This window comes from Alicyclobacillus sendaiensis NBRC 100866, from assembly GCF_001552675.1.
In the GTDB taxonomy this organism is placed as follows: domain Bacteria; phylum Bacillota; class Bacilli; order Alicyclobacillales; family Alicyclobacillaceae; genus Alicyclobacillus; species Alicyclobacillus sendaiensis.
Genome location: NZ_BCRQ01000014.1, coordinates 35,955 through 48,447, shown reverse-complemented (window position 1 = coordinate 48,447; position 12,493 = coordinate 35,955). Strand labels below are relative to the sequence as shown.

Annotated in this window: 14 protein-coding genes; 12 read left to right on the top strand and 2 right to left on the bottom strand. The window is 63.6% G+C overall.

All coding sequences use genetic code 11. The features are described 5' to 3' along the window. Positions 1-107 precede the first annotated feature (107 nt). The 9 genes from AS26_RS04570 to AS26_RS04530 all read left to right on the top strand — a co-directional run bounded on the left by AS26_RS04570 (position 108) and on the right by AS26_RS04530 (position 8,263). A complete protein-coding gene (locus tag AS26_RS04570) occupies positions 108-1,274 on the top strand; it encodes an acyl-CoA dehydrogenase family protein (RefSeq protein WP_062306510.1) in 1,167 nt (388 codons plus the stop codon). A 199-nt stretch (positions 1,275-1,473) separates the two neighbouring features. Next, complete coding sequence (locus AS26_RS04565) at positions 1,474-2,235, top strand: beta-ketoacyl-ACP reductase (RefSeq protein WP_062306507.1); 762 nt, start codon at positions 1,474-1,476, stop codon at positions 2,233-2,235. Positions 2,236-2,301: 66 nt separating this feature from the next. After that, positions 2,302-3,075: an SDR family oxidoreductase gene (locus AS26_RS04560; protein WP_062306505.1), complete on the top strand. Its 774-nt coding sequence runs from the start codon at positions 2,302-2,304 to the stop codon at positions 3,073-3,075. Positions 3,076-3,107: 32 nt separating this feature from the next. Continuing rightward, a complete protein-coding gene (locus tag AS26_RS04555) occupies positions 3,108-4,325 on the top strand; it encodes an acyl-CoA dehydrogenase family protein (protein WP_062306501.1) in 1,218 nt (405 codons plus the stop codon). Positions 4,326-4,377: 52 nt separating this feature from the next. Then, entirely contained in the window at positions 4,378-6,012 is a 1,635-nt protein-coding gene (locus AS26_RS04550; RefSeq protein WP_062306499.1) for a long-chain fatty acid--CoA ligase, read from the top strand. 22 nt (positions 6,013-6,034) lie between these two features. Continuing rightward, the gene (locus AS26_RS04545) at positions 6,035-6,490 is read left to right on the top strand and encodes a MaoC family dehydratase N-terminal domain-containing protein (RefSeq protein ID WP_062306497.1); all 456 of its coding nucleotides are present in this window, start codon (positions 6,035-6,037) and stop codon (positions 6,488-6,490) included. After that, the gene (locus AS26_RS04540) at positions 6,487-6,909 is read left to right on the top strand and encodes a MaoC/PaaZ C-terminal domain-containing protein (RefSeq protein WP_062306494.1); all 423 of its coding nucleotides are present in this window, start codon (positions 6,487-6,489) and stop codon (positions 6,907-6,909) included. Before AS26_RS04545 ends, AS26_RS04540 begins: the two co-directional genes overlap by 4 nt. A gap of 37 nt (positions 6,910-6,946) precedes the next feature. Then, the gene (locus tag AS26_RS04535; RefSeq protein ID WP_062306491.1) at positions 6,947-7,720 is read left to right on the top strand and encodes an IclR family transcriptional regulator; all 774 of its coding nucleotides are present in this window, start codon (positions 6,947-6,949) and stop codon (positions 7,718-7,720) included. A gap of 90 nt (positions 7,721-7,810) precedes the next feature. Continuing rightward, positions 7,811-8,263, top strand: coding sequence for an Rpn/YhgA-type helix-turn-helix domain-containing protein (locus AS26_RS04530; RefSeq protein WP_169793468.1), 453 nt, complete (start codon positions 7,811-7,813; stop codon positions 8,261-8,263). A 54-nt stretch (positions 8,264-8,317) separates the two neighbouring features. Here AS26_RS04530 and AS26_RS04525 read toward each other — a convergent pair whose 3' ends face one another. Further along, positions 8,318-9,391 (bottom strand): phosphotransferase family protein, encoded by a 1,074-nt coding sequence (locus tag AS26_RS04525; RefSeq protein WP_062306487.1) that lies wholly within the window; start codon positions 9,389-9,391, stop codon positions 8,318-8,320. Between the two features lie 121 nt (positions 9,392-9,512). On the opposite strand from AS26_RS04525, the gene AS26_RS04520 reads away from it, so the two are divergent. Next, entirely contained in the window at positions 9,513-10,157 is a 645-nt protein-coding gene (locus AS26_RS04520) for a metallophosphoesterase family protein (protein WP_245629616.1), read from the top strand. A 67-nt stretch (positions 10,158-10,224) separates the two neighbouring features. Continuing rightward, a complete protein-coding gene (locus tag AS26_RS04515) occupies positions 10,225-10,704 on the top strand; it encodes a ribonuclease H-like YkuK family protein (RefSeq protein WP_245629615.1) in 480 nt (159 codons plus the stop codon). On the opposite strand, the gene AS26_RS04510 is transcribed toward AS26_RS04515, so the two are convergent. After that, complete coding sequence (locus AS26_RS04510) at positions 10,649-11,494, bottom strand: glycosyltransferase family protein (RefSeq protein WP_245629614.1); 846 nt, start codon at positions 11,492-11,494, stop codon at positions 10,649-10,651. The genes AS26_RS04515 and AS26_RS04510 overlap by 56 nt on opposite strands. A 69-nt stretch (positions 11,495-11,563) precedes the next feature. Here AS26_RS04510 and yabG point away from each other — a divergent pair, with 69 nt between their 5' ends. Further along, positions 11,564-12,430 (top strand): sporulation peptidase YabG, encoded by an 867-nt coding sequence (gene yabG / locus AS26_RS04505; RefSeq protein WP_245629613.1) that lies wholly within the window; start codon positions 11,564-11,566, stop codon positions 12,428-12,430. Positions 12,431-12,493: the final 63 nt, after the last annotated feature.

The following is a 12,493-nucleotide window of genomic DNA, read 5'->3' as shown; positions in this document are numbered from 1 at the left end:
TCCCCATATCTTCTCCATTGCGCCTCTCGAGAGAAACCGCTATCATGATCCGTGTAGTTCTCATTTGAACTCGGATTTCATATTCGTAAATCATGGAGGTGAGTCGCGTGGATTTTACGCTGCCTTCGGAGCTCGAAGAGATGCGGCGAACCATTCGCGACTTTGTGGAGCACGAGGTGGAGCCGCTCGCCATGCAGATTGAAGAAGAGGACCGCGTGCCGGACAGCGTCCTCGAGAAGTCGAAGGAGCTCGGGCTGTTTGGTTTGAGCATTCCGGAGGAGTACGGCGGCATCGGCCTCAACATGCTCGGCAAGTGCGTCATCTACGAGGAACTCGGCAAAACCATCAACGGCTACACGACCATCATCGGCGCACACAACGGCATCGGCTCGGTCGGGATCGTCGAGTTCGGCACGAAGGAGCAGAAGGAGAAATACCTGCCGAGGATGGCCACGGGCGAGTGGATTGGGGCGTTTGCGCTCACGGAGCCGCAGGCCGGATCGAACGCGGCGGCCATCAAGACGACGGCGGTGAAAAAGGGCGACCGGTACATTCTCAACGGTCAGAAGATCTACATCACGAACGCGCCGTATGCGCACGTGTTCACCGTGATGGCGGTCACGGATGCGTCCAAGGGCGCGAAGGGCATCACCTCGTTCATCGTCGAGCGCGACTTCCCGGGGTTTCGCGTGGGACACATCGAAAAGAAGATGGGGTTGCACGGATCGCACACCGCGCAGATCTTCTTCGAGGACATGGAGGTCCCAGAGGAGAACGTGCTGGGCCGAGAGGGTGAGGGATACGTCAACGCGCTCAAGATTTTGGCCAATGGCCGGGCGGGGCTCGCGGCGAGGTGCCTGGGGTCGTGCGAATACCTGCTCGACAAATCGTTGGCGTTTGCGCACGAGCGTATCCAGTTTGGCAAGCCCATCTTTGAGCAGCAGATCATCCAGCACTACCTCGCGGAGATGGCACTCGAAATCGAACTGCTGCGCACGTTCGTCTATCGGGTGGCGTGGATGACGGATCAGAAGATGAACGTCATCAAGGAAGCCGCGATGCTGAAACTGTATGGGTCCGAGGTTTACAACCGCGTGGCCGACAAGGCCGTGCAGATTCATGGTGGGCTCGGTTTCATCGCGGAGTATCCCATCGAGCGGTTCTACCGCGATGCGCGCATCACGAGAATCTACGAGGGCACGTCAGAAATCCAGAAGAACATCATCGCGGCGCAGCTGCACAAGGAGTACGAGCGGACGAAGGCGGACGTGTGACGGTTCGAAATCCTATTTCACCTATGAAAAATTTCTGGCGGTCCATCGCACAGCTGTGATAGGATGAGAATGTGTAAACTTGCTGAACGTTGGGGTAATTTCGACGTGGACAGGCCGAGGCGGGTGCGTCTTGTGAGCGCTTACCGGCGAGGCCGCTTCCGCAAGGAACCGAAAGGCACATCGGAGAGGGGTATGTAGCATGGGGAAGCTGGAAGGACAAGTTGCGATTGTGACGGGCGCGGCGCGCGGCATTGGCGCGGCGACAGCGAAGCGATTGGCTGCGGACGGCGCAAAGGTCGCCGTGTTTGACATCAAGGAGGAGCTGACGAAGGACACGGTCGAGGCCATTCGCCAGGCGGGCGGCGAGGCCATCGGCGTCGGGTGCGACGTGACGAAGGCCGACGATGTGGAGCGGGCCATCGAGTCGGTTGTGCAGAAGTGGGGCCGCCTTGACATCCTGGTCAACAACGCGGGGGTCATTCGCGACAACTTGCTCTTCAAGATGAGTGAAGACGATTGGGACACGGTGATGAACGTGCACTTGAAGGGCGCGTTCCTCTGCAGTCGAGCGGCCCAGAAGTACATGGTGCAGCAGAAGTCCGGCAAGATCATCAATCTGTCGAGCACGTCGGCGCTCGGCAACCGGGGCCAGGCGAACTACTCGGCGGCGAAGGCGGGCATTCAAGGGTTCACGCGCACGCTCGCCATCGAGCTCGGGCCTTTCGGCATCCGCGTCAACGCGGTGGCGCCGGGCTTCATTGAGACGGACATGACGCGTGCCACGGCGGAGCGCATCGGCGTGGACTACGAGGCGTTCAAACAGGCTGCGTCGCAGCAGATTGCGCTTCGTCGCACGGGCAAACCGGAAGACGTGGCCAACGTGATCGCGTTCTTCGCGAGCGACGACTCCGCGTATGTGTCGGGACAGGTGTTGTACATCGACGGCTGCCGCCATCGCTGATGATTCGGGCCCATGGTGACGTTCTGGCGCCATGGGCCGCAAGGATCCGAAAAGGAGGGCTCGTGAGTGAGCGTGTTCGACCTGTTCCGACTCGACGGGAAGGTGGCCATTGTCACCGGCGGAGGCCGCGGTCTGGGTCAGCAAATTGCGGAGGCGTATGCGGAGGCGGGCGCGAAGGTGGTGCTCTGCTCGCGCCGTGTGGAGAACTGCGAGGAAGTGGCGAAAGAGCTCTCCGCCGCTGGCTGGGAGGCGGTTGCGCTGCCGCTTGACGTCACGGATCCGTCCTCCATCGACGCGCTGGTGGACGAGGTCATCGCCCGGTATGGGCGGATTGACGTGCTCGTGAACAATTCCGGCACGTCCTGGGGCGCGCCTGCCCTTGACATGCCGTACGACGCCTGGATGAAGGTCCTGCAGACGAATCTGACCGGCGCGTTTTTGATGTCGCAGCGCGTGGCGCGACACATGAAAGATCAGGGCGGCGGTAAGATCGTCAACATCGCGTCGGTCGCCGGCATGCGCGGCTCGCCGCCGGAGGTGTTGGACGCGGCGGGGTACGCGGCGTCCAAGGGCGGTCTCATCGCCTTGACGCGCGATCTCGCCGTCAAATGGGCGCGGTACCGCATCTACGTGAACGCCATTGCCCCGGGATTTTTCCCGACGAAGATGACGCGCGTGGTGCTCGAGCGAGGCGGCAACCTGATACAGCTGCGCACGCCGCTCGGCCGCTTTGGCGGTGAACACGATCTCAAAGGGGCGGCCCTGTTCTTCGCGTCGGTGGCGTCCGACTATGTGACAGGGCAGGTATTGGCGGTGGACGGCGGCACGACTGCGATGTGAGGGTTGCGCCTCGGCGTGAAGGAGAGATAAGCGTGGATTTCTCGTACTCCGACAAAGTGGTGGCGTTGAAGCGAAAGCTTGAGGAGTTCATGGAGGAAGTCGTCTACCCGGGCGAGCGGATCTACTACGAGCAGCTGGTGTCCCAGCCGAGCCGCTGGATGATTCCGCCTATCATGGAGGAGATGAAGGCGAAGGCCAAGGCGGCGGGGCTGTGGAACCTGTTTCTCCCGGACAGCGAGTACGGCGCGGGGCTCACGAACCTCGAGTACGCGCCGCTCGCCGAGGTGATGGGCCGGTCGCCCATCGCGCCCGAGGTGTTCAACTGCAACGCCCCGGACACGGGCAACATGGAGGTCTTGGTCCGCTACGGCACGCCGGAGCAGAAGGAGAAGTGGCTGAAACCGCTGCTTGCCGGCGAAATCCGCTCGTGCTTTTCCATGACCGAGCCGGAGGTGGCCTCTTCCGACGCCACCAACATTTCCGCGAGCATCGTCCGGGACGGGGACGAATACGTGATCAACGCGCACAAGTGGTGGTCCTCTGGTGCGGGCGATCCGCGCTGCAAATTCGCCATCGTGATGGGCAAGACGAATCCCGACGCGCCGAGGCACGAGCAGCAATCCATGATCATCGTGCCCCTCGACACGCCGGGCGTCAAAATCATCCGCACCCTGAACGTCTTCGGCTACGACGACGCGCCGCACGGACACGCCGAGATCGTGTTCGACAACGTCCGCGTGCCGAAGGAAAACCTGATTTGGGGCGAGGGCAAGGGGTTCGCCATCGCGCAGGGGCGCCTGGGTCCGGGGCGGATCCACCACTGCATGCGGCAGATTGGTATGGCGGAGCGGGCGCTCGAGCTCATGGTGGAGCGCGTCAAGGGGCGCGTCGCGTTTGGCCGGCCGCTCGCGGAGCAGGGCGTCATTCGCGAGTGGATTGCCGAGTCGCGCATCGAAATCGAGCAGGCGCGCCTGCTCGTGCTGAAGGCCGCGTACATGATGGACACGGTGGGCAACAAGGCCGCGCAGAAGGAAATTGCCATGATCAAGGTGGTTGCGCCGAATGTGGCGCAGCGCGTGATTGATCGGGCGATTCAAGCGTTTGGGGCGGCGGGCGTGAGTCAGGACACCCCGCTCGCGTACATGTGGACGCAGGCCCGCGTCATTCGAATTGCAGACGGGCCGGACGAGGTGCACAAGCGTCACGTGGCGCGGCTCGAGCTCGCCCAGGGATCGGAGCGGCCCAACTGACCCTCAGTCGACCCGATGCCACCCAAAGGACTCGCGAAGGGAGTCGATGGCGATGATGAATTATCCGCTTCTGCTGAAGTCGCCGCTTTACCGCGCCAAGACCATCTTCCCCGAGAAGGAGATTGTCTCGCGCGGCTACAACGGCGTGTTTCGCTACACGTATCGAGATCTGTATGAGCGCGTCTGTCGGCTCGCGAACGCGCTCGATCGCGTCCTCGGCGTGAAAGCGCTTGAACACGTCGGGTCGTTCGCGTGGAACCACCACCGCCACCTGGAGCTCTACTACGCGGTGCCGTGTTCGCAGCGCGTGCTGCACACCGTCAACATCCGCCTGTTCCCCGAGCAGATTGCCTACGTGATCAACCATGCCGAGGACAAGGTGTTGTTTGTCGACGAGGACCTCCTGCCCCTCATCGAAGCGGTCGCGCCGAAGCTCGCCACGGTGCGGGCGTATGTCGTCATGACGGACAACGAGAAGCTGCCCGACACGAAGCTCGAAAACGTGTACCACTACGAGGAACTCATTCGCCAAGGCGATCCGCACTTCGAGTTCCCGATCTTCGACGAAAACACGCCGGCGCTCATCAGCTACACCTCCGCGACGACGGGCAATCCTAAGGGCGTCGTGTACAGCCACCGCGGCCTGTACCTCCACTGCCTGACGGTGCTCGTCGACGAGCTCGGCACGCGCGAGACCGACGTCACGATGCCCGTCGTGCCCATGTTCCACGTGAACGCCTGGGGGCGGCCGTATGCGGACACCTGGATCGGCGCGAAGCAGGTGTATCCCGGCCCGCGGCCGACGGCGAAGGACCTGGCGGACCTCATCCACAACGAGCGCGTGACGTACTCGGCGGGGGTGCCAACCATTTGGATGGGCATCTTGAATCACGTCCGCCAACACCCGGGCGAGTACGACTTCTCCTGCGTCCGCTTCTTCATGTCGGGCGGATCCGCGCTGCCCGCGGCGCTCACGGAGGCGTACGAGAAGGAACTTGGCGTGAAGCTGTACCAGGGCTACGGCCAGACGGAGACGAGCCCGGTGACCTTCGTCTCGTTCCCGAAGACGAGCCTCGCGCATCTCGAGGGCGAGGAGAAATACCGGCTCCGCGCCAAGACGGGACTCATCCTGCCCGGCCTCGAGATGAAGATCGTCAACGAGAAGGGCGAAGAGGTCGCGCACGACGGCAAGGAGATGGGTGAACTTCTGCTCAAAGGGCCGTGGATCATCGATTCCTATTACAAAGATCCCGAGAAGACGAAAGAGGCGTTCACGGAGGACGGTTGGTTCCGCACGGGCGACATCGCTACCATCGACGAGAACGGCTATCTGCAGATTGTCGATCGCGTCAAGGACCTCGTGAAGTCGGGCGGCGAATGGATCTCGTCCGTGGATCTCGAGAACGCCCTCATGGCGCATCCGGCGGTGATGGAGGCGGCCGTGATCGCCATCCCGCACGAGAAGTGGCAGGAGCGGCCGCTCGCCTGCGTCGTCTTGCGCGAGGGGTACCGCGGCAAGGTCACGAAAGAAGACCTGCAGGCCCACCTGTCCAAGATGGTGGCGAAGTGGTGGCTGCCTGACGACTACGTGTTTGTGGAGGAGATCCCGAAGACGAGCGTCGGCAAATTCTCGAAGAAGACGCTGCGCGAGCAGTACGACAAGGGCGAACTCGTGTCGATGTACTGAACCTTGGCGGAGGAGATGAACGATGGAACTGGCGGATTTCGAGCGGCTGCTTGGGGTTTGGTCGAAACCGGTGCAAAACGAGGTGGAGAAGGGAGCCATCCGCAAGTTCGCAGATGCGATTGGCGACCCCAACCCGCTCTACCGCGACGAAGAGCGCGCGGCCAAGAGCCGGTTCGGGCGCCTGGTGGCGCCCCCGACGTTCAGCCGCACCTTTGACTACGGCGTGATCCCAGGCCTCGAAATGCCGACGGAGGGCCTGATTCACGGCGAGATGGCGTACACGTATCACAAGCCCATCCTCGCGGGCGACGTGTTGTACGCGAGCTTTGCGCTCACGGACGTGAAGGAGCGGGCCGGCAAGCTCGGCCGGATGATCCTCCTCGTCTTCACGTACAAAGTGGAGAACGAAGCAGGCGATCTCGTCCAAGAGGCCAAGTCGACCGTCATCTACCGGCCGGAAGGGGGCAGGGCGCAATGAGCGCGAAGCGGTATCAGCCGGGCGATCACCTCACGCCGCTGACCAAGCCGCCCGTCACCAAGATCCAGCTCGTGAAGTACTCGGGCGCCTCGGGGGACTTCAATCCCATCCATACAGTGGAGGAGTTCGCGAAGGAGGCCGGGCTCGGCGGCGTGATTGCCCACGGCATGCTGACGATGGGCTTCGTGGCCCAGATGCTGACGGACGAGATCGGCGAAGCAGGCGATCTCCTCTCGTTCGGCGTGCGCTTCGTTGACATGGTGCGGCCGGGTGATATCATCACCTGTGACGGCGTCGTCCAAGAAGTCAAAGAGGAAGAAGGCTATCAGGTGGTGACGTGCGACGTCTGGGCGCAGAAGTCGCCAGGCGACGTCCGCGTCGTCCAGGGTACGGCGACGTTCCGCATTCCGCTCGCCTGAGGGCGGGCCAGACTCTTTCGCGGAATGAGGGTGTCCGTTGGACTACCAAGTGCCATCTGTCGCGCTCGCTGCGCGCGTGTTGAAATTGTTGAGCCGGCACAAGTACCGTCAATCCACCCTGACCGAGATCGCCGAGCGGCTCGGCGTCAACAAGACGACGTGCCTTCGCGTGCTGCGGACCTTGGAGCGGGAGGACTTCGTCTCCTACGATCCGCAGTCGCGCCGCTACAGTCTAGGCCCTTATCTCATCCCGCTCGGCGCTCGGGCGGCAGACCTCAACGACGTGTACGCTCACGCACTGGCGGAACTGCATCAGGTGGCCGCCCAGACGGGCATGACGGCGGTCCTTGTCAAGCGCCTCCGGGACGATCGCGTCATTTACATCGGCTCGGCCGAGCCGCCGGGCGACGGCGTGCGCATCGCGGTGTCCGTGGGCCAGCAGTTTCCGGTCTACGGCGCCGCGTTCGGCCGGTGCTTTCTGGCGTATGACGACGAGTCCACGTGGCGTCGAGTGCTGCGGGAGGGCCTGAAGGCCTACACGCCCAACAGCATCACCGACGAGGAGGCGTACGTGCGCCTCCTGCAAGAGGTGCGCGACAAGGGCTACGCCGTCTCCCACGGCGAGCTGTGGCCCGGCATCTCGGCCGTGGCGGTGCCGGTGTTCAATCAGCAAAATAAGGTCGATCTCGTCCTCTCCTGCCTGACGATGACCTCCGTGATGAACGAGGAGGACGTGGAGCGTGCGGTGAAGGCCCTGAAGGAGAGCGCCGCGAAGGTGTCCGCATGGAGCGGATATCAGGGCCGGGCGTAGGCACCCGTTTTGACGGGTGCCTTTTCTTCGTTTGAAGGATTTCAAGGACGGCCAAGGGAGCCGCGAGACCGCCTGCGGCTTGCGTTGGCCATGAATATGCGCCTCTCCGACCCTTTGCGGGCGTTCGATCGCGTCCTGTCCCTGATCCCGGAGGTGCGCGATCCAAGCGAGCGAGAACTGGTCGTCAGCGCGCTTCTGACCATCGGGGAACAGGCGCTTTCGGAGGAACAGCGGCTACGTTTAAGGAGGGAGTTGAGAAACATGTATCGCCTCGTGGATGAGATTTTTGAAGACGGGCGCAGGGAAGGGCATCTCGAGGGTTTTAAGGAAGGGCTGCAAGAGGGTATCGAGAAAGGTATCGAAAAAGGCATCGAAAAAGGTATGGAAAAAGGCATTGAAAAAGGCATCGAGATGGGAACGGCGATGGGCGTGCGCCGAGTCGTGCGCAACATGCTCGAGGCGGGCATGCCGTGCGAGGTCATTGAGCGGGCGACGGGACTCTCTCGCGATGAGATTAAATCCCTGCGCAAGCAGATGAACTGAACCGAGAGGCCAGTCGGCTGAGCCGGCTGGCCTCTTCACGCGCTGGGATGCGCATCAGGCGCGGTCGATCTCGGCCCGGGCATGTTCCACAAGCGCCCGAATGCCGTCGCCGAAGCGGGCGAAACGGGCGTCGGACGTCTTGCCCATCTTGTACCGCACGTAAATCTGCTGCAGGATGACGGCGAGCTTGAACACGCCGAACACATAGTAAAACTTGAGATCGTGGATGGAGCGGCCGGTCGATTCCCCGTACCGCTCCGCCATTTCAGCGCGCGAGTAAAATCCCTCGAGCGTCGTCACGGACGGGAAGAGCGCCTGGAGCGCCGGCGGGTCGGACGGCTCGGTCCAGTAGCTCAGCATGACGCCGAGGTCGAAGAGCGGATCGCCAACCGTCGCCATCTCCCAGTCGACGATGCCGACGATGTCCCGATAGGCGGGCGGGGCAAACAACATGTTGTTGAGCTTGAAGTCGTTGTGGATGACGGTCACGCCCCGCGATTCGGGGACGTGGCCCGCAAGCCACCTCATGACCAGGTCGGCGTGGGGCACGTCTTCATCCGTGCGAGACCGGTGGAATCGCTCTATCCATCCGTCGACCTGGCGGCGCAGGAAGCCCTCGGGTTTGCCAAAGTGGATGAGCCCAGACGCCACGGGGTCCACGGTGTGCAGTTCCACGAGCGACTGAATGGCGTGTTCGGAGACGGCTCGCCCGACCTCCGGCGCGTATGGGAAGCCTGCGGGGAAGGCGTCGTCCAGCGGGAGGCCTTGGCGGTACTCCATCACGAAAAACGGCACGCCGATGATCTGCGCGTCGTCGCAGTACGCGTACGGCTTCGGGGCTTTGGGGAAGTGCGGATGGAGCTTCGCGAGGATGGACGACTCGCGCCCCATGTCGTGCGCGCGCGGCGGAAGGGGCCCGTGCGGCGGACGGCGCAGCACGGCCACAAACGCACCGCTTTGAATGAGATAAGTCAGGTTGGACGCGCCCGTGGGAAACTGCACGGCCACGAGGGGGTCCGCCTCGGCGGGCAAGACGCCTTCGCGCACGAGATACGCGCGAAGCCGTTCCCAATCCAGCTGATCTTCTTCGCGAACCGGCATGACGCCGGGGACGGTGCGGATGTCCATGGGCGAGCCCTCCAAGCCTCGCATCCCAGGCGATGGGTGGCAGAGATTTTATCAATGAAATACAATTTCTATTATGTGAAACGCGAGCGCTGGATGCAAGCGTTTTCTGGGAGGGGCGGTCGTGTTATCGACCTCTGCGGCGATGCGAACCATCTTCATCAGCGACATTCACGGGCACCTGCGCCCGTTTCAGCGGCTCTTGGCGCGGCTTGGGTATCGGCCGGATCAGGACCAGCTCGTGCTCCTCGGGGACTACATCTCCGGCGGGCCCGACAGCGTGGGCGTCCTGCAGTACGTGCGGAGCCTTTGCGCCGACGGGGCTGTGGCGCTGCGCGGCAACCACGAGGAGGCTTTCCTTGGCTGGATGCGAGGCGGCCAAAAACCGCTGGGTCCCGTGCGCGGCTCGCTGTACCGCGCCATCGCAGCGGACACCGCGCTGGCCGCCTTTTTGTCCACGCTGCCGTACACCTGGGAAGGGGAGCGGTGGTTGGCCGTTCACGCCGGGATCGATCCCGACAAGCCCGACTGGCGCCAAACCGCGAAGCGAGACCTGCTGACCATCCGCGAGCGGTTTTATGCGCGTCCCCATCGGGTGGGTAAGCTGGTGGTGTTCGGGCACACGCCGTGCATCGTGCTGCATGGGACGCATGACGTGTGGTATGGTTCGGATAAAGTCGGAATTGACGGAGGTGCGCGTCACGGCGGACAGGTGAACGCGCTCGTCGACGCAGGCGGCGCGTTGACCAGCACGGCTGAGCCCGTGTGACATCCTGCGGCAGATGACCGCGGAGCAGGTGTGGATGCCGCGTAGCCAACGAGAGGGGGCGGTGCGCGTGCTGTTTCGCAGCCCGACGCTCGGCGTGGTGACACTGGAACAGGTGGCGGAGGACGCCATCCAGGAGCGCAGAGAACATCCCCAGGATCGATTTCGGCTGATCATCGGCACGGATTCGCAGCCACATGAGCACACGGCGTCCGCGACCTTTGTGACCGCGGTCATCCTGCACCGCGTGGGGCGCGGCGCTCGCTACTACGTCCACAAGGAGCATCACGAGCACATTCACTCGCTGCGCCAGCGGATGTTCACGGAGGCCTCGCTGTCGCTTCAGGTGGGCGGCCTCCTGAGCGAGATGCTGCAAAAGGCCGGACAGGACTGGCAAATTGAGGTGCACCTCGACATTGGCGAAGGCGGCGAGACCAAGCAGTGGATCCGCGAAATCGTCGCCTGGATCGAGTCGAACGGTTACGAGGCGCGGATCAAACCCGAGTCGTTTGGCGCGAGCAAGGTGGCGGATCGGTACACGAAGTCGTGACGCCTCCCGCAGCCCGCGGCCCACGCATCTCACTCATCCACGCTTCGACGGCCTGCCAGTCGCGCCGCCCCGGCCAAAGCGGCGGATGGCCCGAACCGCCGCAGAGGGCGATCTCGGCCGCTCGCGCGTCTTCGCGCAAGAGGTCAAGGACGCGCGCCGTCGCGCTCGTGTCCCGCGCGGGATTGCCCAACAGCCTCCCGTCCCACCCCTCGTACACCCGCCACGGGATTCCTTTGCGGCGCGTGAGCGCGAAAAAGAGCCCTGGAGAAGCCACGAAACGCGGTGAAACCTGCTCGAAGGCGGAGAGCGGGATGACCTGAGGAAGCAGAAACGGGCGGAGCGACGCCGGAGCGCCCGCGCGGCACACGATGCGCTGCCAGTGACGGTCGAGATCGCCCGCCCGCACGTGGCCACAGACGCCGGTGATGGCCTTGGGATGCCCCAGGGCATCCCGGAGGAGGTCTTCGAGCATCGGGCCAAAGCTCCCCCGCCAATCCGCGTCCACCATCAGCACGGCCGCCGACTCCGGCCAGCGCCGCCACACCTCCATCGCGGCAATCGCGCGGGGGGCGTCGTGCCCGAGCGGCTGCTGAAACTCCACCACGGCGAGTTCCACGCGCACGGCATCCGCCGCGCGCCGCGCCTCTCTCACGGTGCCGTCCGTGCAGCCGTTGGCGCAGAGAACCACCCGCCTGACGCCCGCGCGGGCCATCTGCCGCAGCACGTTGCCAATCCGGTCCACCTCATCGCGCGCCGCCACGGCGCCCGCGACATCGCGCACATCCGCCATGTTTCCATCTCCCGGGATCACGAAGCCTCCGCGCCGCATACCGTAGTCTAGAGCCCGCCAAGGGAGGCGATGACGGTGTGGCACATCGGCGACAAAGTCACGCGTCGATCGTACGGCCACGACATCTGCTTCGTGATTGTGGAATTGGACGCAAGCTCCGAGACCGCCATCCTCAAGGGACTGGACGTCCGCCTCATGGCCGACGCGCCGTTTGACGATCTCGCCCCGGTCACCGAGGAGGACATGCGCGCGTTCGAGGCCATGCGCACGCAGGTCGTCGGGGAGTGCCTTCGCATCATCCGATCCCGCCGCGCTCACGACTCGGAGAAGCGACGGCTCAGGAAGGAAGCCCGGTACCGGGCGAATCCGGACTTCTTTGAGCGCCCCGGCACCGTGCTTCACCTCGACGGCGACGGCACCTACCTGCAGAAGTGCCTCGCCATGTACGAGGAGCTCGGCATTCGCGCCGTCGGCCAGCACGTGGAGGAATCCGAAATGCCGCGAAAAGTGGTGCACCTGCTCGAGACGTATGCGCCGGATATCCTCATCATCACCGGTCACGACGGCGTCATCCGCAAGGGCAAGGACTGGTCCGACATCAAGAACTACCGGAACTCGCAAAACTTCGTGAAGACGGTCGCGAATGCCCGAAAACACGTGCGGAACATGGACGATCTCGTCATCATCGCCGGGGCGTGTCAATCGCATTTCGAGGCGCTCATCGAGGCGGGCGCAAACTTCGCCTCGTCTCCGCAGCGGATCATGATCCACGCGCTCGATCCCGTCTTCATCGCCGAGAAGGTGGCGTTCACGCCGATTCACGAGACGGTCAATTTGTACGACGCCGTGAAGTCCACCTACACGGGAACGGACGGGATCGGCGGGCTGGAGTCGCGCGGCAAGTACCGGCTCGGTCTGCCGAAGTCCATGTACTGAGGCCCTGCGCGGCATCCGGTGTGTCCAGGCCGCGGGCGACGTCCCGACGAAGGCCCGCGGCGG

Bases quoted from the DNA above. Each gene is read 5' to 3' on its own strand.
- AS26_RS04565 (WP_062306507.1), top strand. From the start codon at position 1,474: ATGGGGAAGCTGGAAGGACAAGTTGCGATTGTGACGGGCGCGGCGCGC.
- AS26_RS04550 (WP_062306499.1), top strand. From the start codon at position 4,378: ATGATGAATTATCCGCTTCTGCTGAAGTCGCCGCTTTACCGCGCCAAG.
- AS26_RS04545 (WP_062306497.1), top strand. From the start codon at position 6,035: ATGGAACTGGCGGATTTCGAGCGGCTGCTTGGGGTTTGGTCGAAACCG.
- AS26_RS04540 (WP_062306494.1), top strand. From the start codon at position 6,487: ATGAGCGCGAAGCGGTATCAGCCGGGCGATCACCTCACGCCGCTGACC.
- AS26_RS04530 (WP_169793468.1), top strand. From the start codon at position 7,811: ATGAATATGCGCCTCTCCGACCCTTTGCGGGCGTTCGATCGCGTCCTG.
- AS26_RS04525 (WP_062306487.1), bottom strand. From the start codon at position 9,391: ATGGACATCCGCACCGTCCCCGGCGTCATGCCGGTTCGCGAAGAAGAT.
- AS26_RS04510 (WP_245629614.1), bottom strand. From the start codon at position 11,494: ATGGCGGATGTGCGCGATGTCGCGGGCGCCGTGGCGGCGCGCGATGAG.
- yabG (WP_245629613.1), top strand. From the start codon at position 11,564: ATGACGGTGTGGCACATCGGCGACAAAGTCACGCGTCGATCGTACGGC.